The sequence below is a fragment of the Massilia rubra genome, from assembly GCF_011682065.1.
Taxonomy (GTDB): domain Bacteria; phylum Pseudomonadota; class Gammaproteobacteria; order Burkholderiales; family Burkholderiaceae_D; genus Telluria_A; species Telluria_A rubra.
This window is the reverse complement of the sequence record NZ_VUYU01000036.1, coordinates 45,555-65,295: the sequence shown is the minus strand read 5'-3', so window position 1 is coordinate 65,295 and position 19,741 is coordinate 45,555. Positions and strand designations below refer to the sequence as shown.

The window sequence follows — 19,741 nt, the reverse complement described above, 5'->3', positions numbered from 1 at the left end:
GAACGGGCGGCGGACGAACCGCCCGGCGGCGCGCCCTCGCCGCCACCGTTACCGGGGCGGAAAGCGAGCATGCGCAGCAAGGTCATGGTAAAGCCCGCGTATTCGTCGGGCGCCAGGCCAATCTCGTTGCGGCCGTGGACCACGATCTGGTAATACAGCTGCACTTCCTGGGCGTCGAAGGCTTGTGCCAGGCGCAGGATGTCGGCCAGTTCGGGCAGGTCTTCGGGCACGGCGGACGGCACGCTTTGCGCCAGTGCGATCCGGTGCAGCAAGGTGCCCAGGTCCTGCAAGGCGCCGTTGTACGACAGGCTGCGGCTGGCCATTTCATCGGCCACCGCCATCAGGTCGGCGCCGTCTTGCGCGAGCAGCGCGTCGAGCAGGCGCACCAGGTAAGTCTGGTCGAGCGCGCCGAGCATGCCTTGCACCGCGTCGAGCGTGACTTCGCCGGCCGCGTAGGCAATGGCCTGGTCGGTCAGCGAGAGCGCGTCGCGCATCGAGCCGTGCGCGCCCTGGGCCAGGAGGCGCAATGCGGGCTGCTCGAAGCTGATGCCTTCCTGGCCGAGGATGTTATCGAGGTGGCTGATGATATGCCCCGGCGGCATCTGCTTGAGGTTGAACTGCAGGCAGCGCGACAGCACGGTGACGGGAATTTTTTGCGGATCGGTGGTTGCCAGGATGAACTTGACGTGCTCGGGCGGCTCTTCCAGCGTCTTCAACATGGAGTTGAAGGCGTGGTTGGTCAGCATGTGCACCTCGTCGATCATGTAGACCTTGAAGCGCGCGTTCGACGGGGCGTAGACGGCCTGCTCCAACAGCTGGGCCATTTCGTCGACGCCGCGGTTGGAAGCGGCGTCCATCTCTATATAGTCGACGAAGCGGCCAGCGTCGATCGCGGTGCACGCATCGCACACGCCGCACGGGTTGGCGGTGATGCCGCCGTTGCCGTCAGGGCCGATACAGTTGAGCGACTTGGCCAGGATGCGCGACAGGGTCGTCTTGCCGACACCGCGCGTGCCGGTGAACAGATAAGCGTGGTGCAGGCGGCCGGTTTGCAGCGCGTGCGTCAAGGCGCGCACCACGTGCTCCTGGCCGACGAGCGTGTCGAAATTCTTGGGACGGTATTTGCGGGCGAGGACTTGATAGGACATGCTGAATTTTACCGTAGATAGCGAACGCGGGGGCTTCCCGCTGCCCGAAAAGGCAATTGTAGCAAGAGCGCGCGCGAATGCGAACCCGCCGCTTGTGCAAGCGCTGTTTTACAAAGGAATTTGGGAGGTGCGACCGAGGTACGGCGGTCTGGAAGATCGAAAGAGGCGAGCCTGATCTGCGGCACTTATGGTTAACGGCCGTGGCTGCTTCGTTCCCGACCTGACCAGGTTAGCCATGCCACAATGCGCAGGGGCCCGCCAGCGACAATTATAACCGACCGGAACGATTTGTGGGAAACAGCTTGCACGCCCCTACGCTGGCAGCTCGAGCACCTGCATGTCTTGCTGCAACGAAGCGCTCATGGCAGGGAGCGTGGCGGCGGGGGTGAGGACGATTTCAAAGCCGAAGTCGACCACCACCTTATTGTCCACCTTGCGAAAGCCGTTGACGGCCACCGCGTAGCATCCCGGCGCAACATCGACCCGCTGCCACCCTTGCTCGGGATACCACTCCAGGAACACGGCCAGGTCTGCAATGATGAGCCGGCCCGTCACGCGCAGCGGGAACGACGCGTTTCTTACAACGATCAGCTGATCAGGAATGGCGGACGCTTCCCCGGCCAGGCGCACGATCACGCGGTAGCTGCTGTCGTTAATGCCGACGATGGGCAGCGCGATGCCCTGCTCCACCACCCGCTCACCTCGTCGCTGCCGGTCAAGCGCGCATACAGGTTCGCGCCTTCCTTGACGCCGCCGTAAAACGCCGCCAGCCCGGCACAGTCGAACAGGACCATGCCGCCAAAGTCGACCACCACGTCCAACTCCTGCATGCGGCGCTCCTTAAATACCGAGTTCCTGCCAGATAGAATCGATCTTCGCCTTCACTTCGGGCGTCATGCTGATCGTGGTGCCCCACTCGCGGTTGGTCTCGCCCGGCCACTTGTTGGTGGCGTCGATGCCCATCTTGCTGCCCAGCCCACTGACCGGCGAGGCAAAGTCGAGGTAGTCGATCGGCGTGCTGTCGACCATCAAGGTGTCGCGCATCGGATCGACCCGCGTGGTGATGGCCCAGATGACCTCTTTCCAGTCGCGGATATTGACGTCCTCGTCGACCACCACGATGAACTTGGTATACATGAACTGGCGCAGGAAGCTCCACACGCCGAACATGACGCGCTTGGCGTGGCCGGCGTACTGCTTTTTCATCTGCACCACCGCCATGCGGTAGCTGCAGCCTTCGGGCGGCAGGTAGAAGTCGGTGATTTCGCTGAACTGCTTTTGCAGCAGCGGAATGAACACTTCATTCAGCGCCACGCCGAGCACGGCCGGCTCGTCGGGCGGCTTGCCTGTATACGTAGAGTGATAAACCGGGTCGCGCCGCATGGTGATGCGGTCGATGGTAAACACCGGAAAACTGTCCTGCTCATTATAGTAACCAGTATGGTCGCCGAACGGCCCTTCGAGCGCATGTTCGTAGCCGGTCGGATGGCTCGGATCGGCGTAAATATGGCCTTCGAGCACAATCTCGGCCGAGGCCGGCACGCGCAGGTCGCTGCCGATGGCCTTGGTCAACACTGTGCGGCTGCCGCGCAGCAAGCCGGCGAACTGGTATTCGGACAAGCTGTCCGGCACCGGCGTGACCGCCCCGAGAATGGTGGCCGGATCGGCGCCGAGGGCGACGGCCACCGGATACGGCTGTCCCTTGGTGGCAATGCCATGCTCGCGGAAGTCGAGCGCACCGCCACGGTGCGCCAGCCAGCGCATGATGACCTTGTTCGGGCCGATGACCTGCTGGCGGTAGATGCCCAGGTTCTGGCGCTTCTTGTTAGGGCCCTTGGTAATGACCAGGCCCCAGGTAATCAGCGGGGCGATGTCGCCCGGCCAGCAATGCTGGATCGGCAGGCGCGCCAGGTCGACGTCGGCCCCTTCCCAGACGATATCGTGGCAGGCGGCGCCGCGCACTTCCTTGGGCGACATGTCCCACACGGCCTTGACCAGGGACCCCAAGCCCATCAGGTCCTTGAAGCCTTTGGGCGGTTCCGGCTCTTTGAGGCGCGCCAGGACATGGCCAATCTTGCGCAGCTCGCTCACGTCGTCGGCGCCCATGCCCAGCGCGACCCGGCGCGGCGTGCCGAACAGATTGCCGAGCACCGGAATCGTATGACCGGTCGGTTTTTCGAACAAAATGGCCGGTCCGGCGGCCCGCAAAGCGCGGTCGCACACCTCCGTCATCTCCAAATAGGGCGAAACAGGCAAGGAAATGCGCTTCAATTCGCCCATTTCTTGCATTTTCGACATGAAATCGCGCAAGTCTACATAATTCATCGGTTTTTAATTCTTTTTTTCATGTAAGCATGGTTGTTCAATTAGCCATGCCAAGTTATTGATTTCATAGGGCTTTGGTGCAATGCAACAGAAAAAGCTAGATCTAAAAGTAATATAGAATGTTTGTGTTAGTATTGACTTAGTATATACCCGCTTCTACAATTCGCCCTACTTGATGAGCAGGCACTGTCCACGGACACGATTCTAGCCTGTCTCATAACTTCACGGGGTCGGGGCCCCAATGACATTTTAAGGAGTGTTTTCAATAGGCGTCTGCCTTCTCCCCCGAAAAAGTTGTTTAGCTACTGGTCCAATACCACTGGGAACGACCAGCTGAAGCGAGCAATGACGGCGTTAATCGCGTGCCCGAGCGGCGGCGATGGACGATATTTCTGATGCACGGCATTTGTCAGCCCGCTGCGCCAACGCGCGGTGTAGGGACGGCTTTTTCCGCGACAAAGGGGAATTCGATGATACATCGTTTCAACGGGGCGACAGCAAAGCTCGCCCAAACAATGGCATGCCAGCCATTCACGTGGTCTTCCGTGAGCAAAACGGCGCGTGGTCTCCTGACCACGATGCAACACACACTGACGTTCTTTGGTGTTTCCGCACTGGCCATGATGGCTTTGCTGTACCTGCGTCCCGAACTGGCGCATGAAGCCTCGCAGATGCTGGCGCAGCCGGTCAAGCCGGCGCCCGTCGTCGCGCGCGCGCCCGTGCAGGCGCCCGGCCTGTCAGCCTTGATGACCGCACCCGCTCCGGCGGTGCTCATTGCCAACCAGCCGGCTATCCTGGCGCTCGACGACAAGGCCATCAAGGCCAACCGCAAGCAGCAGGAGTTTGTGACAACCTGGCTGTCCAAGCGCTACCGCGTCGCCGGCGACGCCGCCGACATGCTGGTCTCGACCGCCTATTCGACGGCGCGCGAAATCAAGCTCGATCCGCTGCTGATCCTGGCGGTCATGGCGATCGAATCGGGCTTGAATCCCTTTGCCGAGAGCCCGGTGGGCGCGCAGGGGCTGATGCAGGTGATGTCGAAGATTCACCACGAAAAGTTCCAGGACATGGGTGGGACCCGGGCTGCGCTCAATCCCGTGGCCAATATCCGCGTCGGCTCGCTGATCCTGAAGGAATACGTGAAACGCGGCGGTTCGGTGGAAGCCGGCCTGAAGACGTACGTGGGCGCCGCGGCGTTCGAAACCGACCAGGGCTACGGCTCGCGCGTGATGAACGAGTATCAGAAGCTCAAGCTGGTGGCGAGCGGCAAGAAAGTGCCGACGTTTACCGCCCCGGCCGCACCGAAACCGGTGATGGCGGAGAAAGCATCGCAGGAGCAGATCGCCGGTTTGTGATTCGCTGCACTATATATAGTGTGGGATGTGAAAAAGCCCGATGCTTGCATCGGGCTTTTTTGTGGGCGGGCACCGGGGTCCTGCGGCGGAGCTTACACCGGGGTCAGACCCCCCAACTGAAAAACCGGGGTCAGACCCCCCAACTGAAAAACCGGGGTCTGACCCCTGGGCTCACACCGGGGTCAGACCCCTAACTGAAAAACCGGGGTCTGACCCCTTAGCGGCGGGTGTCGCCCGCGACTTCGTCGGCGCGCAGCTTCGGCGCCAGTTTGTCGAGCACGCCGTTGACGTACTTGTGGCCGTCGATACCGCCGAACGACTTGGTCAGCTCGACCGCTTCGTTGATGACAACGCGGTAAGGAATATCCAGGTTGTTTTTCAGCTCGAACGCGCCGATCAGCAGCACCGCGTGCTCGATCGGGGACAACTCGGCCACGCCGCGGTCGATCAGCGGCGCGAACGCCTCGCGCAAGGCCACCGAATCCTTGATCGCGCCATACAACAGCACCGCAAAGTGGTCGGCGTCGGCTTTTTCGAAGCCGTGCGCCGCGCGGATGTTGTTCACGACCGTGGTGGCGTCTTCATTGTTCAGCAGCCATTGATACAAGCCCTGCAAGGCGAACTCGCGCGCCCGGTGGCGCGGCGTGCGGTTCTTGCTGGGATTGGCGTGCAAGGTTTTCTCTGTCATGGTCTTCTTACCTTCTTTATTACCGTTTGTTCTTAACTACGTGTTCTGGACGATGTGTTGCTGACAGCCCGGAATCAGTCTTCGTCAGCTTGCAGTTCTTCGAGCGCGATCAGCAGGTTGGCCATTTCGACGGCGCAACGCGCCGCTTCCGCGCCTTTTTCCGCCATGCGCACTTCAGCCTGCTCGTCGTTTTCGGTGGTGAGCACGGCATTCGCGATGGCGATGCCATAGTCGAGGCCGATGCGGGTGATACCGGCGCCCGATTCGTTCGACACCAGCTCGAAGTGATAAGTTTCGCCGCGAATGACCGCGCCGAGCGCGACCAGCGCGTCGAACTGCTGGGTTTCGGCCATTTTTTGCAGCGCCAGCGGGATTTCGAGCGCGCCCGGCACGGTGACGTGCAGCACGTCTTCGTCGGTCACGCCCAGGTGCTTGAGTTCGGCCAGGCAGGCCGACAGCAGGCCGTGGCCCACATCGGCGTTAAAACGCGCCTGGACGATCCCAACGCGCAGGCCTGCACCGGTCAGATTGCTTTCATAAGTTCCTACGGTCATGGCAGACCCCTTCTATATATATGTGTGTGTGATTGAATATGGAGTGTACCGCTTCAGGCGGCTGCCTTGGCGGACGGCTCGCCATGCGACGCGCCAGGCGACGCGCTATGCGACGCGCCATCGGGCCGGGCGCGATAGCCGGTCACTTCCAGGTCGAAACCGGTCATGGAAGGCATTTTGCGCGGGCTGGCCAGCAATTCCATCTTGCCCACACCCAGGTCCTTGAGGATCTGGGCGCCGATACCATAAGTGCGCAAGTCCATGCTGGCGGCGCGTCCGGTCGGCTTGCTGTTGGCGTCGAGGGCGGCGAACTGGGCAAACAGTTGCTCGGCCGTCTCGCCGCAGTTGAGCAGCACCATCACCCCACGGTCGGCTTGCTTGATCGCCTGCATCGACGACGCCATGGTCCAGGAATGGGTGGTCGCTTCGCTGTCGAGCAGGTCGAGGATCGAGACCGGCTGATGCACGCGCACCAGCGCATCGAGGTTCGGCGCCAGGTCGCCATGCACCATGGCCAGGTGGGCCGAGCCGCTCGGCTTGTCGCGGAAGGCGATCAGGCGGAACTGACCGTAGGCGGTCTGCATGGTGCGCTCGGCGATGCGCTCGACCAGGCACTCGTTCTGCCCGCGATAGTGGATCAGGTCGGCGATGGTGCCGATTTTCAGATTGTGTTCTTTGGCAAATTCCAGCAAGTCCGGCAAGCGCGCCATGGTGCCGTCATCCTTGAGGATTTCGCAGATGACCGAGGCCGGGGTCAGGCCGGCCATCTCGGTCAGGTCGCAGCCGGCTTCGGTGTGGCCGGCGCGCATCAGCACGCCGCCGCGCTGGGCCTTGAGCGGGAAAATGTGGCCCGGCTGGACGATATCGGCCGGGCTGGCGTTCTTGGCCACCGCCACCTGGATGGTCTTGGCGCGGTCGGCCGCCGAGATGCCGGTGGTGACGCCTTCGGCCGCTTCGATCGAGACCGTGAAGTTGGTGCCGTAAAAGGTACCGTTGCTCGACGTCATCATCGACAGATTCAGCTGCTTGCAGCGTTCTTCGGTCAGGGTCAGGCAAACCAGCCCGCGCGCGTGCTTGACCATGAAATTGATGGCTTCAGGCGTCACGAAATCGGCCGCCAGCACCAGGTCCCCCTCATTTTCGCGGTCTTCTTCATCGACCAGGATGACCATGCGCCCTGCGCGCAATTCTTCGACGATTTCGGGGGTACTGGAGATTGACATGACATGTTCCTCGGAGACGGAAAGCTGCTGGAGCGTAATCCGCTATTTTAAAGGATTTACCCGACTTCAACTGACCTAAGCTCGGGAAGATATTCGCGCCCCACACTGCCGGCACTTGTCGGCCTGTCAATTCGTTGCACTGGGACAACAATATGCTTGAAATGATAAGGGAATGTTACTCTTTTTAAAACGATCCGAAACAAATTTCCGGAGCGCGCGCCGGCCTGCATTATTATCACTGCAGGCCTCGCCTTCCGTCTTTCGCCTGCCGGAGCGTGGCCCGGAGCCACTATGCCAGCACGCTTTCACGACCACCCCCGCGCACGATCCTGGCAACCGGAGCATGGCCTATGTCCACGATCCTGATCGTCGACGACCGGCCGTCGAACCGGCGCTACCTGAGCGCCCTGCTCGGCCACACCGGCCACCGCCTGCTCGAAGCCTACGATGGCGCGCACGCGCTGGCCCAGGTACGCGCCGAGCGGCCGGACCTGATCATCACCGACATCCTGATGCCGGCCATGGACGGCTACGAATTCGTGCAGCAGCTGCGCGCCGACCCGGAACTGGCCGCCACCCGCGTGATTTTTTACTCGGCCATCTACGCGGTCAGCGAAACGATGGCGCTGGCGCGCAGCTGCGGCGTCTCGCGGGTGCTGGCCAAGCCGGCCGACCCGGAAGACATCCTGGCCGCCGTGCATGGCGAACTGGGACTGGCGCACCAGGCGGGCGAGCGCGCCGGCACCATCGGCGCCGCTGCGACGACGGCGGCAGCGGCAGCGGCCGTGGGCACGGACCTGGGCAGCAGCATCGACGACGCCCTGGTGTCGGCGCGCCATGCGCTCGGCGCCCTGCTCGATCGCCACGCGGTCGCCAATCCCGCACTCGGGTCCGAGCTGGCCAGCCTGCTCGGCGAGCGCATGAGCGGCTTGCGCAGCGTGGCCGCGCGCCTGGCCGCGCTGGAAGAAATGAGCCTGCGCCTGACCGGCGAACGCAATGCCGACGCCATGCTCGGCGTGTTTTTGCAAGCGGCCAGCGCGATCCTGGACGCCGACTGCGTGGCCGTGTGCCTGCTCGACAGCGGCGAACAGCGCGTGCGCCACCTGGGCGCCCTCGGCGTCGGGCGCGAGCTCTTGATGGCCGCCGCGCTCGACCCGCAGCGCCTGCCCGGCGCCCTGCTCGAACAACCGCTGGCGCTGCGCGTGCAGGGCCAGGCCGCCCTGCCCGCCGGCCATCCGGCGGCGGACGGCTTTTTGGGACTGGCGATCCGCGACCGCAACCAGCTGTATGGCTGGATGTACTGCACGCGCGCGGCCGGTGCGCAACCGTTCAGCCACGAAGATGAACGCATCGGCGTCACGCTCGGCGCGCAGCTGGCGGTGGCCTACGAAAACCTGTGCCTGTACGAAGTGGTGCAGCGCCACGCCGCCCAATTGCAGCTGGAGGCGGCCGCGCGCCAGCAGGCTGACCGCGCCCTGCGCGAGAGCGAACAGCGGCTGCGCCTGTCGGCCCGCATCCTCGAGAGCACGCAAGAGAGCATCATGATGACGGACGCGCATGCCGACATCATCGCCGTCAATCCGGCCTTCGAACACATTAGCGGCTACAGCGAAGCGGACGTCCTGGGCCGCAATCCGCGCCTGCTGCGCTCGGGGCGGCACGACACGGCCTTCTACCGCGCGATCTGGGCCAGCCTGACCAGCACCGGCCAATGGCGCGGCGAGATCTGCAACCGCCGCAAGAACGGCCAGGTGTACCCGGAGCGGATCAGCATCAACGCGGTGCGCGGCGCCGGCGGCGAGATCGACGCCTACGTGTCGGTGTCGAGCGACATCAGCGCGCTCAAGGCGGCGCACCATCAGGTCGACTTCCTGAGCAACCACGATCCATTGACCCTGCTGCCGAACCGCTCGGTGCTGACCGAACGGATGCAGCAGGCGATCGCCTCGGCGCGCCACGGCGACCGCCAGATCGCCCTGCTGCTGTTTAACATCGACCGCCTGCAACGCATCAACGACAGCCTGGGACATGAAGCCGGCGACGCCCTGCTGCAGGAAGTGGCGCGCCGCGCGGGCCTGCTGGCCGGTCCGGCCGACTCGCTGGCGCACCTGGGCAGCGACGAATTCGTGCTGCTGCTGACCGAATGCCTGGACTCGGACGCCATCATCGTGGCGGTGCGCCGCCTGATCGACGAAATCGCGCAACCGTTCCACGCCGGCGGCCATGAACTGATCGTCACCACCAGCGTGGGCATCAGCATCTACCCGCGCGACGGCGCCAATCCGAGCGAATTGCTGAAAGCGGCCGACGTGGCGCTGTCGCACATGAAGGATGCGGGGCGCAATGGTTTTCGCTTCTTCAAGGGCGAGATGAACGCGCATGCGCTGCGCTGGATGGCGCTCGAAACGCACCTGCGCCGCGCCATCGAACGCAACGAACTGTCGCTGCACTACCAGCCGCAGGTGTCGCTGGCGGACGGCCGCATCTGCAGCATGGAAGCGCTGCTGCGCTGGAGAAGTCCGGAACTGGGCCAGGTCGGCCCGGGCGACTTCATCGCGCTGGCCGAGGATACGGGCCTGATCCTGCCGATCGGGAACTGGGTGATCCGCCAGGCCTGCATGCAGAACAAGGCCTGGCAGGACGCGGGCCTGGCGCCGCTGCGGGTGGCGGTGAATGTCTCGGCGCACCAGTTCACCGCCGGCACCGTGCCGGCCGTGGTGCGCGAGGCGCTGCGCGAATCCGGCCTGGCGCCGCAGTACCTGGAGATCGAACTGACCGAAAGCGTCATGATGCGCGACAGCGAAGCGGCCGAAGTGCAGCTGGCCGAACTGACCGGCATGGGCGTATCGATCTCGCTCGACGACTTCGGCACCGGCTATTCGTCGCTTGGCTACCTGTCGCGCTTCATGCTCGACAAGCTCAAGATCGACCAGAGTTTTGTACGCAATATCATCACCGACCCGCGCAGCGCCGCCATCGCCCAGGCCACCATCGCGCTGGCGCACGGGCTGTCGCTGTCGGTGGTGGCCGAGGGCGTGGAGACGCAGGAGCAGCTGGCCTTCTTGCAGCGCATCGGCTGCGACGAAGTGCAGGGCTACCTGTTCAGCCGCCCGCTGGCGGCCGACGCGATGGCGGCGCTGATCGCCTCGGACGCGCGCCTGGCGCTGCCGGTGCCACAGCCCCTTCCGGTAGGAGACCGGGCGAAGGAGTAGAATCCGCGCTCTACCAGAAAACATTGCAGAGACGCTAATGACCAAGTATTCCGTTCGATCCGCTTGTGCGGCCACCCTCCTGATGGCGTTCGTACTGAGCGCCCAGGCCGCCATCAAGCTGGACGACGCGATACCGGCAGGACCGCAGGTCAAGGTGGGCAAGCTGGCCAACGGACTGACTTACTACATCCAGAAAAACGGCAAGCCCGAGAAAAAGCTCGAACTGCGCCTGGTCGTCAAGGCCGGCTCGATCCTGGAAGACGATGACCAGCAGGGCCTGGCCCACTTCACCGAACACATGGCCTTCAACGGCTCGACCAACTTCAAGAAGCACGAACTGGTGTCGTACCTGCAGTCGATCGGCGTGAAGTTCGGGGCCGACCTGAATGCCTACACCAGCTTCGACGAAACGGTGTACATCCTGCCGATCCCCACCGATAACCGCGACAACATCGACAAGGGCTTCCTGGTGCTGGAAGACTGGGCGGGCGGGCTGACCATGAACGCGGCCGACATCGACAAGGAACGCGGCATCATCCTGGAAGAACTGCGGCTTGGCAAAGGCGCGGCCGACCGCATGAACAAGGTGATCATGCCCAAGCTGTACAACGGTTCGCGCTACGCGCAGCGCATGCCGATCGGGCAGGAACACATCATCAAGGGTTTCAAGCACGAAGCGATCCGGCGCTTCTACCAGGACTGGTACCGGCCCGACCTGATGGCGGTGGTGGCGGTGGGCGACATCGACCCGGTCGACGCCGAGCGCCTCATCAAGCAGCACTTCGGGCAGTTGAAAAACCCGGCCAAGCCACGCGCGCGCACCTACGCCGCCATTCCCACGCGCGCCCACACGGAGGCGCTGGTGGTGACCGACAAGGAAGCGTCGTCCAACGCACTGCTGATCCGCTACCCGGTGAAGGAATCGATCGACAAGGGCACCTTCGGCGCCTACCGCGAAAAACTGGTCGAGTCGCTGTTTACCGGCATGCTGGGCCAGCGCATGCAGGAACTGGCGCAGCAGGCCAATCCGCCGTTCATGGCCGGCGCCAGCTCGGTCGGCAAACTGACGCCACGCTACACCTCGTTCAACGCCTCGGCGGCGCTGGGCAAAGGCGGCGCCACGCCGGCCATCGACGCGCTGGTGCAGGAAAATGCGCGCACCCGCCAGTTCGGCTTCAGCGCCCAGGAATTCGAACGGGCGCGCAAGAACATGATGCGCCAGTACGAACTGGCCTACAACGAACGTGACAAGACCGACTCGGGCAGCTATGTCGGCGAATACGTGCGCAACTTCCTCGAGCAGGAAAGCATTCCCGGCATCGCCAACGAATTCGCTTACGTGCGCGAGCTGCTGCCGGCGATCACGCTCGACGACATGAACCGCTACGCGCGCGCCACCATTCCCGCGGCGTCGGCATCGGCCAAGCTGGTCGTGTACATGGGCAGCGCCAGGGAAGACAACCCGGCGCCAACCAGCGCCCAGTTGCTGGCGGCGGTGGCGCAGGCCGAAAAAGTGACGGTGCGCGCGCAGGAGCAAAAGACGCTGGCCACAGAGCTGATGGACAAGCCGCCGGCGGGCGGGGGCATCGTCGCGCAGAGCGAAGACAAGGCACTCGGGCTGACCCGCTTGACCTTGTCGAACGGCGTGAAAGTGATCCTCAAGCCGACCGACTTCCGCAACGACCAGGTGATGATGAGCGCCGTGCGCTTCGGCGGCCAGAGCCTGTTCAGCGACGCCGACATCGTCAACGCGCGCTATGCGAATGCGGTGGTGGGCACGATGGGGCTGAAAGACTACTCGCCGCTCGACCTGCAAAAAATCCTGGCGGGGAAAGCGGCCACGGTCAGCCTGACGCTGGGGAACCACGTGGACGGCATCAGCGGCAGCGCCGCCAACGACGACATCGAGACCATGCTGCAACTGGTGTACCTGCGCATGACCGGCGTGCGGCGCGACGCGGACCTGTACAAGTCCTTCGTGGGCAAGCAGGTCGAAGCGGCGCGCAACGCGATGGCGCAGCCGGAATCGGTGTTTCGCGATACGCTGATCAGCACCATGTACCGGGACAATCCGCGCGTGGCACGCACCGCGCGCCCCGCCGACTTCGACAAGCTCGATCTGGAGCGCGCGCTGGCGGTGTACCGCGCGCGCTTTTTCAGCGCCAGGGACATGACATTCATCCTGGTCGGCAGTTTTGACCTGGCCAAGGTCAAGCCGCTGCTGGCGACCTACCTCGGCGCGCTGCCGGTGGGCGAGATCGAGGTGGGCTACAAGGATGTGGGCGTGCGCCCGGTGCGCGGCGTGGTGAAGAAGGAAGTGCGCAGCGGGACCGAAGCGAAAAGCAACGTGTCGATCAATTTCAGCGGCGAAGCGCCGTATTCGGACGACGAGGCGATGCGCTTGCAGGCGATGCTGGAAGTGATCAACATCCGCATCACCGACATCCTGCGCGAGAAGCTGGCGCTCATATACGGCGGCGGCATGAGCGGCGGCTTGAGCAAATACCCGTACGAGAACTACACCGTGACGGCATCGCTGCCGACCGGGCCGGAAAATGTGGACAAGGTCATCGCCGCCGCAATGGCCGAGATGGCGCGCATGAAGGAGCAAGGACCGGACCTGGCTGACCTGAACAAGGTCAAGCAAAACTGGCTGCAGAACCACCAGAAGGCGCTGCGCGAGAACGGCTACTGGCTTAACCGCCTGCAGACGGCGCACCTTCAGGGGAGCGATCCGGCCGAGATCCTGGCGTATCCGCAAAAGGTCAATGCCATCACGCCGGAGCAACTGAAACAGGCCGCCCAGCGCTACTTCGACATGAACAATTACGTGCAGGTGGTGCTGTACCCGGAAAACAAATAGGCCACCACCCGGTGTCGACCACCACCCGCACCCGGTGTCAGGTCTGACATTCGCACCCGGTGTCAGGTCTGACATTCGGACACGAGCTCATCCTTAGGCGCGCGGCAGGCGGAATTACAGACGAGGACGTGTCCGAATGTCAGACCTGACACCGGCCTTTACTCGTATTCCTGTTAGTTACGCCACACTGTGAAAAGCCTATCTTAGGATATGCTTTCACGGTGCCCAAGTGACCAATCCAACGATCGTAGCGCAGCATGTAACCGATGTGGCGACCACGTGGTGGCGCCGACGCCGCGAGATCGTCGACGTCCGCCTGCGCTTCGATCGGCTGGCCGACATCGATGGCGCGATCGATGCGCATCTCGACGGCCTGCATGAAGCCGGCAAGATCGCCACGGAACTGGCCGAGGCGGCGTATGACAAGGCCGCCGGCCGCCGCTGTCATGACGTCGGGGCCGATGCGTTTGTCGTGTTGGCGCTCGCGTTCCTGGGCGAGGCGCGCGAGGCGATGGATGATGCCCTTGCCCGCCTGTCCGGCCAGCCCGGATTTTCCGATGCCCTGCACGGCGTGCTGGCATGGTTCGATTCGCACGCCGTCAGCGGCCTGGTTGACGCACAAATCAGGTCCTGCGATGGCGCCTGCCGACTTGCCGCCCTCGCCCACTGCCACCTTCACCCCGCACTTGCGGACGGTCGGCTCGACGATGCCCTGCTGGCCCATGCCACTTCAGCGGATGCGTCCGAATTCGATGCGATTGCACAGTGTGGGAGAGTCGCCCTCCTGCCACGTGTAGCGGGTTTTCTCGACCAGGCCACGCCCGGGCATCCGGCGCTTTTCAATGCTGCTCGCTGCGCGCTGCTTCTCGGCGGGCGCGACGCGGCCATTCCCGCCCTGCATGCGTATGCGGCCGCGCAAACCAGGCCGACTCCTGAGGTTGCGAAGCTGCTTTGCGTGGCACTGTCGGGCAGCGAACTACACAACTACATCGCGACATTGATGCAGTGCGCGCAACAGCGCGCGCTGGCGATCCAGGCGGCCGGATGGAGCGGCGACCGGCAGCATGTTCCCTGGCTGCTTGCCCAAATCGACGACGGCAACACAGCCCGACTGGCCGGCGAATCGGTGCGCCTGATCACCGGCCTCGATCTGGATGCGAACCGGATGGTGCGCGGGGAACCGCGCTCGCGGACAAAGGACGCGCCCGCGTATCCGCTACCGGATCGCGCCCGCCTGCAAACATGGTGGGACGCTAACGCACAGTGTTATCCGGGCGATATGCGCTATCTGTTGGGCAGGCCGGTATCCGATCCCTGGCTTCTGCATGTTTTGTCTGCCGGCGAACAAGCGCATCGTGAACTGGCTGCGCTTCACCGGGCGCTGATGCACCCGGGCGAGCCGACCTTTCCCGTGCACGCCGCCGCGCGGATTCAACGCCAGCGCCTGGAACGACTTCGAGGAGATGACCATGACCGTAGCTAATCCACCGAGAACAATCGCTGCCGCGACCACCAGACGCCCGGACGACATCAAAGCGTCCGGCATGGTCCTGGGCGTGCTGGCGGGATTCGACGCCGATGGCGCCCCGCTGGTCCAAGCCGGCACCAGGGACGCCCAGACCGCCCTCACCGTGGTCGACCTGGGGCACGAACATATCGGCGCACGAGTCGCCCTGCAGTTCGATGGCGGCGACCCTGCAGCCCCTGTCATCATGGGCATCGTCCGCGCGCCCCGTGCGGATGGAGGCCGGAACGGCGGCGTGGCGCCGTTGCCGTTACAGGCAGTGGCCGACGGGGAGGAACTCGTGCTGGTCGCCCATCGGCGCATCACGTTGATGTGCGGCGCCGCCTCCATCACGCTCGATGCCCAGGGCAATATCGAAATCAGGGGCAAGCATATTCTCTCCCGTGCAGCGGGCCAGAACAGGATCAAGGGCGGTTCTGTTTCTCTCAACTGAACGGCGCGGGCATGAATCTCACCAATCACACCCGTTTCGCCGCAGGCTACACAACGATGCACAACCAGGCGGGAAGCGAGTGCCTGGTGGTGGTGATCAAGGCGACGTTTCGCTTGCCCTGCGCTGGCGAGTCGCCCGAGCCGATGGAAGAACAGGTTCCGATCACCCTGGCCGATACCGCGACCGGCGAACCTGGCTTGAGCGCCCCGGAGTACGAGTGCGATTATTGCCTGGACAAGCCGAAGGTCGATGTGCTTTTGCTGGGCAGCGCCTACGCTCCACGGGCTATCGCGACCAGCGTGGTCCCGGTAGGACTGCGGGTGGGGACCATGGCCAAGGCTTTCAATGTGCTCGGCAAGCGCCCGTGGCGCACCCATTTGCTCGGGGCGTTTGTGGGCGCCGGCAAGCCAGAACCGTTTACCAGGCAAACCATCAGCTACGACATTGCGTACGGCGGCACGGAAAACGGTCCGGAAAAGGAAGCGGATCGATTGGCGTATGCTCGCAACCCGGTCGGCTGCGGCTATCGCCCGCACGGCAAATTTGCGGATGGATCGCCGGTGGCGCAGACAGAATCGCCGATCGACCCGGTCACCAGCCCAAGCGGCAAATACGCGCCACTGAGTTTCGGGCCGGTGGGGCGTAATTGGGAGCCGCGCATCAGATATGCAGGCACGTACGACGCGCAATGGATGGAGCAGGTTTTTCCTTTCCTGCCGCCTGATTTCGACGCCCGCTATTTTCAGAGCGCGCCGGAAGACCAGCAGGTGGCGCAGCTTGGCGGTGGAGAAGCCGTGATGCTGGTGAACCTCACGCACCCGGCATTGACGCCATCGGGCCGGCTCGAATTCAATCTCCCCGATCTGGCCATGCACGTCACGCTTACTCCACGCCAGGGCGGTGCCGAACGCGTGGCCGCCCGCGCCGACACCCTGGTTTTCGAACCGGACAAGCAGCGCTTTACGGTCGTGTGGCGAGTGGTCAGAAATCTGGACAACGATATCTTGCGATTTATCGCAATCGAGATTGGCGAACGTCCGAAGGGGCACGTCATTCACATTGCGCTGGATGTGTTGGTCGATGAATTGCCATCCCGGCGACGCGGCATTGACGCGGACGCGCCATGACCGAACCGCTCGCCCTGTTACGCACCGGCGCGGTCACCTCCGCAGGGCTGAACGCGCCGTCCACCTTTGCCGCGTTGCGCACGAGGCTCAACGACTTTAACGACCTGCCCTTCATCGATCCCCGTGGCGAGCCGATAACGGCGGCACTGGTCAGGCTGGGACGGGAAGCCGACCGCGCGCCGGCCATCGACAAGCATGGCGCGATGCTGGCGCGCGCGATCGGCGAATGCCTCGACGGTTTGCCGCACCTGGACACGCAGGGCATCCCGCTGCTCCTGTGCGTGGCCGAAGTGACCCGGCCGGGACGCATCGCGGCGCTCGATTCGGTCTTGCGTGCGGGCGTCGAGGAGGCGCTCGGCCGACGCTTTGCGGCACAGTCGCGGGTGTATGCGTACGGCCAGGCCGGCGCCGCGATGGCCCTCAACGAGGCTTTTGACCTGGCCAGGTCGCATCCCTTCGTGTTGATTGCCGCCGTCGACTCGTATGCCAGTGCGGATACCTTGTTGGCCATGCACAGGGCCGGGCGGGTGCTCTCGTCCGTCAATACGCACGGATTCATTCCAGGCGAGGCAGCATGCGCGCTGCTGGTGGCGCGCCCGGACCAGATAACGCAGGTCGCGCCACGTTTCAGCAACAGGCCGTCGACAGCTCCCGCCGCGCCAGCGGCCACCTTGTTCTGCACCGGTCTGGGAATCGCGCGGGAATTGGCCGTTATCGGAGGCGCAGCGCCGAACAGGGCGATTGCCTTGAGCGCAGCCATCAACACGGCGCTGGGTGGATTGCCGGCCGATTCGGGCGGCGTGGGCTTGCGCATCAGCGGCCAGTCCAGCGAAGACTTTTATGCGAAAGAATTCGCGCTGGCGGCAGCGCGCACGAATGTCTCCACCACGCCCTTGTGGATGCTGGCCGACAGTCTTGGCGAGACCGGCGCGGCGGCGGGCTTGCTGGCGCTGGCGTGGGCTTATGCGTCCGCCCACAAGGGCTATGCGCCGTCGTACAACATGCTGTGCCTGATGGCGAACGACGAAGGCGAACGCAGCGCCGCCCTGCTCAGTTTTGGAGAGTTTTCAGCCTGATCATAGGGAAAGGATCGTCCATGGCCATGTTCAGAATTTACGCCAACAGCATGTCGATTGCCGGCAAGGCATCGAAGGCCGGCATGAGCGCGGCGGCCTTTCCCGACGTCTGCGGCAGCCCGCCCGGACCGGCCAGGATCGGGGTACCGGTCCCCTACCCCAATACCGCCAGGATCAGCGACCTCGAAAACGGTTCGACCAGTGTCTTCATGTACGGCGAACCGGTGGCGCTGCGCGACAAGAGCCGGATTGCGACCAGTACCGGCAACGAGCCGGCTACCGAGGCATTCAGGAAGGGAGTCAAGAGCGGCGTCATCAAGGGAAAAGCGTATTTTTTGTCGTGGTCGCCGAACGTCTTCGTCGAGGGATATAACGTGCCGCGACATCTTGACCTCATGAGCCACAATCATAAAACTTAAGGGCGACGACGATGTCTATCCTGGCTCAAGGGGCTGTGGGGCAGCAGGCGGGGGCTGGCGTGCTGGTGAGAAAAGGGCCGCCGAGATTGCCGGCGCCACGGCCAGCGGGCGGTTTTCCGGTGGACGAGTTGCCTGCCAGCCCCGGAGCGCCGCCGAAGGGGCCGGTACTGCTCGGGCCCCTGGACTATTACTTGGCGTTGCTGAGCTTGATGAACGTGGCAACGAATCGCCACAGGGATAATCAAAATGACGAGGAGAAGGACAAATGCAAGATCTATTCGTACAAAGATGCCCAAAAAGAGTGTCCAGACGGTCGCTCCCATCATATTGTTCCCGATCGGTGCTGGCGCTCTCCTGGCACGCGCGGTCCCAAAACCGGGAAAGTATCATTGGGTCCGATGCTCGATTCGATTTTGGATGAATACTTGCCCGGGCGAGGTGGAGGTTATTATTACGCGGACAAGATGGATGAGGGCAAGGGGCAATGCATTTGCGTATCGGAAGAAAAACATCTTGCCATTCACAAGATGTACGACCAAAGCGAAAAGATTGTCGGCGAAAAAGCCATACCAAAATGGACCGCTACTCTCGACGAGCTGGAAGCGGTCGGTGCCGAATCGGTATCAGCAGTAACCGGTTGCGATGAGAACAAAATTAAAAATACGTTGCGATCTCGCCATGAAAATCTAGGATTAAGTAAAGACACATTGCTTAGAGCTGATCCGCATGGTCAAAGCGGATTAACAATGCAAAAATTTGTCGAAATACTTTCCACAAATTCTCATCAAAAACCTTTTCGATAGGAGCAATGCATGGCTAACAATAAGGCTTCGGTAGAATTCCTGGATGGTTGTATTATTGAAAATGACTATTACTTCATTTCTACCCGGATGGACGCCCAACCCATGAATGAATACGATCATGGCCGCCTCAAGTGGTTTGATAGCGGCAACTGGTTTTATCAAGACAGAAATTGGCAAGTAAGCTCAGTTTGCACACTATCCGGATTTACCTCACAGGGAACTCGTGCCTACGTGGCATTGGAAGAAGGATCTGGCGTCGTCGGTTTTTATATACCAGGAAGCGAGCATGTAGTCGATGAGATTCTTCCGGGGGGTGAAGATGGGCATGGGATACCTTCATTAACGGACATCAATCAGATCGGCAGTAACCTGTACCTGTGCGGATATGGCGGCAAAGTCATGCGGCGCGCGGACGGAACGTGGAAAGCCTTTGACACGGGTTTAAAGGCGCCAGGCCTGGGTGACTATTTAGAACAAGGCATGAGCGTAAGTGAAGCACTCAAGGCCGCGCGACCAACCCAACGCGACATGTGCGCGATCGATGGGTTTTCGGAAGATGCCATTTTTTGCGTTGGCAGAGAGGGGCTTATTTTTTTCTTCAACGGCAATACATGGCTTCAGGTCGCACAGGCAACGAATGTAGATTTAAATTGCGTGCATTGCGCGGATGATGGATGGGTTTATGCTGCCGGCAACAACGGGGTGTTAGTACAAGGAAAAGGCAGCAACTTCCACCCTTTGGATGCTAGCGCGCATGACGATTTTTACGCGATGACGTGGTTTAATGGACATCTTTACGTAGGCGGTCTGAAAGGCCTTTACCGCCTCGAAAGCGGCAAATTGCGTTATGTGGACACCGGTCAGGGAACGTTCAAATGCAGGGCGTTGGATTCCGGGCATGGACAAATGTTAGTGGTGGCCAAGCGCTGGCTCGCCGTATTTGACGGCAAGCGTTGGCAGCGAATTGACGACCCGGACAATATCTGAGAG

17 protein-coding genes and 1 other RNA gene are annotated in these 19,741 nt (G+C 62.6%); 10 read left to right on the top strand and 8 right to left on the bottom strand.

The genetic code is table 11. The annotated features are described in order from the left end of the window. The 5 genes from dnaX to ubiD form a co-directional block, all read right to left on the bottom strand. Positions 1 to 1,148: DNA polymerase III subunit gamma/tau (dnaX, locus tag F0185_RS31020; RefSeq protein ID WP_167232028.1), on the bottom strand; the 1,148-nt coding region annotated here is incomplete at its 3' end. Between the two features lie 161 nt (positions 1,149 to 1,309). Continuing rightward, positions 1,310 to 1,408: signal recognition particle sRNA small type (ffs, locus tag F0185_RS31015), an RNA gene on the bottom strand. A 52-nt stretch (positions 1,409 to 1,460) separates the two neighbouring features. Next, complete coding sequence (locus tag F0185_RS31010; protein WP_167232025.1) at positions 1,461 to 1,838, bottom strand: hypothetical protein; 378 nt, start codon at positions 1,836 to 1,838, stop codon at positions 1,461 to 1,463. Then, the gene (locus F0185_RS31005) at positions 1,781 to 1,978 is read right to left on the bottom strand and encodes a hypothetical protein (RefSeq protein WP_167232023.1); all 198 of its coding nucleotides are present in this window, start codon (positions 1,976 to 1,978) and stop codon (positions 1,781 to 1,783) included. The genes F0185_RS31010 and F0185_RS31005 overlap by 58 nt, the downstream gene beginning before the upstream one ends. 10 nt (positions 1,979 to 1,988) lie before the next feature. Beyond that, the gene (ubiD, locus tag F0185_RS31000; protein ID WP_167232020.1) at positions 1,989 to 3,473 is read right to left on the bottom strand and encodes a 4-hydroxy-3-polyprenylbenzoate decarboxylase; all 1,485 of its coding nucleotides are present in this window, start codon (positions 3,471 to 3,473) and stop codon (positions 1,989 to 1,991) included. A 569-nt stretch (positions 3,474 to 4,042) separates the two neighbouring features. Here ubiD and F0185_RS30995 point away from each other — a divergent pair. Beyond that, positions 4,043 to 4,828: a transglycosylase SLT domain-containing protein gene (locus F0185_RS30995; RefSeq protein ID WP_370664098.1), complete on the top strand. Its 786-nt coding sequence runs from the start codon at positions 4,043 to 4,045 to the stop codon at positions 4,826 to 4,828. A 217-nt stretch (positions 4,829 to 5,045) separates the two neighbouring features. Here F0185_RS30995 and nusB read toward each other — a convergent pair whose 3' ends face one another. The 3 genes from nusB to ribBA form a co-directional block, all read right to left on the bottom strand. Beyond that, on the bottom strand, positions 5,046 to 5,516 hold the full coding sequence (gene nusB, locus F0185_RS30990; RefSeq protein WP_166873304.1) for a transcription antitermination factor NusB: 471 nt from the start codon (positions 5,514 to 5,516) through the stop codon (positions 5,046 to 5,048). Between the two features lie 74 nt (positions 5,517 to 5,590). Beyond that, positions 5,591 to 6,070 carry a 6,7-dimethyl-8-ribityllumazine synthase gene (ribH, locus tag F0185_RS30985; RefSeq protein WP_166887694.1) on the bottom strand — a complete coding sequence of 160 codons (480 nt, stop codon included), beginning with the start codon at positions 6,068 to 6,070 and terminating at the stop codon, positions 5,591 to 5,593. Between the two features lie 53 nt (positions 6,071 to 6,123). Continuing rightward, positions 6,124 to 7,293, bottom strand: coding sequence for a bifunctional 3,4-dihydroxy-2-butanone-4-phosphate synthase/GTP cyclohydrolase II (gene ribBA / locus F0185_RS30980; protein WP_166887696.1), 1,170 nt, complete (start codon positions 7,291 to 7,293; stop codon positions 6,124 to 6,126). Positions 7,294 to 7,643: 350 nt separating this feature from the next. Between ribBA and F0185_RS30970 the strand changes: the two genes are divergently transcribed. From F0185_RS30970 to F0185_RS30930, 9 genes are all read left to right on the top strand, one after another. Then, on the top strand, positions 7,644 to 10,505 hold the full coding sequence (locus F0185_RS30970; RefSeq protein WP_229477280.1) for a two-component system response regulator: 2,862 nt from the start codon (positions 7,644 to 7,646) through the stop codon (positions 10,503 to 10,505). A 37-nt stretch (positions 10,506 to 10,542) separates the two neighbouring features. Then, on the top strand, positions 10,543 to 13,368 hold the full coding sequence (locus F0185_RS30965; RefSeq protein WP_167232014.1) for a M16 family metallopeptidase: 2,826 nt from the start codon (positions 10,543 to 10,545) through the stop codon (positions 13,366 to 13,368). A 229-nt stretch (positions 13,369 to 13,597) separates the two neighbouring features. Then, positions 13,598 to 14,851, top strand: a complete 1,254-nt coding sequence (locus tag F0185_RS30960) for a hypothetical protein (RefSeq protein ID WP_167232011.1) — start codon at positions 13,598 to 13,600, stop codon at positions 14,849 to 14,851. Then, positions 14,838 to 15,326, top strand: a complete 489-nt coding sequence (locus F0185_RS30955; RefSeq protein WP_167232008.1) for a DUF6484 domain-containing protein — start codon at positions 14,838 to 14,840, stop codon at positions 15,324 to 15,326. The genes F0185_RS30960 and F0185_RS30955 overlap by 14 nt, the downstream gene beginning before the upstream one ends. 11 nt (positions 15,327 to 15,337) lie before the next feature. Continuing rightward, a complete protein-coding gene (locus tag F0185_RS30950) occupies positions 15,338 to 16,453 on the top strand; it encodes a DUF2169 family type VI secretion system accessory protein (RefSeq protein ID WP_167232005.1) in 1,116 nt (371 codons plus the stop codon). Beyond that, a complete protein-coding gene (locus F0185_RS30945) occupies positions 16,450 to 17,529 on the top strand; it encodes a hypothetical protein (protein ID WP_167232003.1) in 1,080 nt (359 codons plus the stop codon). Before F0185_RS30950 ends, F0185_RS30945 begins: the two co-directional genes overlap by 4 nt. Before the next feature lie 20 nt (positions 17,530 to 17,549). Further along, a complete protein-coding gene (locus F0185_RS30940; protein WP_229477279.1) occupies positions 17,550 to 17,948 on the top strand; it encodes a DUF4150 domain-containing protein in 399 nt (132 codons plus the stop codon). Between the two features lie 11 nt (positions 17,949 to 17,959). Next, positions 17,960 to 18,751: a hypothetical protein gene (locus tag F0185_RS30935; protein ID WP_167232000.1), complete on the top strand. Its 792-nt coding sequence runs from the start codon at positions 17,960 to 17,962 to the stop codon at positions 18,749 to 18,751. Between the two features lie 9 nt (positions 18,752 to 18,760). Further along, positions 18,761 to 19,738 (top strand): WD40/YVTN/BNR-like repeat-containing protein, encoded by a 978-nt coding sequence (locus F0185_RS30930; protein ID WP_167231997.1) that lies wholly within the window; start codon positions 18,761 to 18,763, stop codon positions 19,736 to 19,738. The last annotated feature ends 3 nt before the right edge of the window (positions 19,739 to 19,741 follow it).

Bases quoted from the DNA above. Each gene is read 5' to 3' on its own strand.
- ribBA (WP_166887696.1), bottom strand. From the start codon at position 7,293: ATGTCAATCTCCAGTACCCCCGAAATCGTCGAAGAATTGCGCGCAGGG.
- F0185_RS30930 (WP_167231997.1), top strand. From the start codon at position 18,761: ATGGCTAACAATAAGGCTTCGGTAGAATTCCTGGATGGTTGTATTATT.
- F0185_RS30935 (WP_167232000.1), top strand. From the start codon at position 17,960: ATGTCTATCCTGGCTCAAGGGGCTGTGGGGCAGCAGGCGGGGGCTGGC.
- F0185_RS30950 (WP_167232005.1), top strand. From the start codon at position 15,338: ATGAATCTCACCAATCACACCCGTTTCGCCGCAGGCTACACAACGATG.
- F0185_RS30965 (WP_167232014.1), top strand. From the start codon at position 10,543: ATGACCAAGTATTCCGTTCGATCCGCTTGTGCGGCCACCCTCCTGATG.
- ubiD (WP_167232020.1), bottom strand. From the start codon at position 3,473: ATGAATTATGTAGACTTGCGCGATTTCATGTCGAAAATGCAAGAAATG.
- F0185_RS30945 (WP_167232003.1), top strand. From the start codon at position 16,450: ATGACCGAACCGCTCGCCCTGTTACGCACCGGCGCGGTCACCTCCGCA.
- ribH (WP_166887694.1), bottom strand. From the start codon at position 6,070: ATGACCGTAGGAACTTATGAAAGCAATCTGACCGGTGCAGGCCTGCGC.
- F0185_RS30955 (WP_167232008.1), top strand. From the start codon at position 14,838: ATGACCGTAGCTAATCCACCGAGAACAATCGCTGCCGCGACCACCAGA.
- nusB (WP_166873304.1), bottom strand. From the start codon at position 5,516: ATGACAGAGAAAACCTTGCACGCCAATCCCAGCAAGAACCGCACGCCG.
- F0185_RS30970 (WP_229477280.1), top strand. From the start codon at position 7,644: ATGTCCACGATCCTGATCGTCGACGACCGGCCGTCGAACCGGCGCTAC.
- F0185_RS31005 (WP_167232023.1), bottom strand. From the start codon at position 1,978: ATGCAGGAGTTGGACGTGGTGGTCGACTTTGGCGGCATGGTCCTGTTC.
- F0185_RS30940 (WP_229477279.1), top strand. From the start codon at position 17,550: ATGGCCATGTTCAGAATTTACGCCAACAGCATGTCGATTGCCGGCAAG.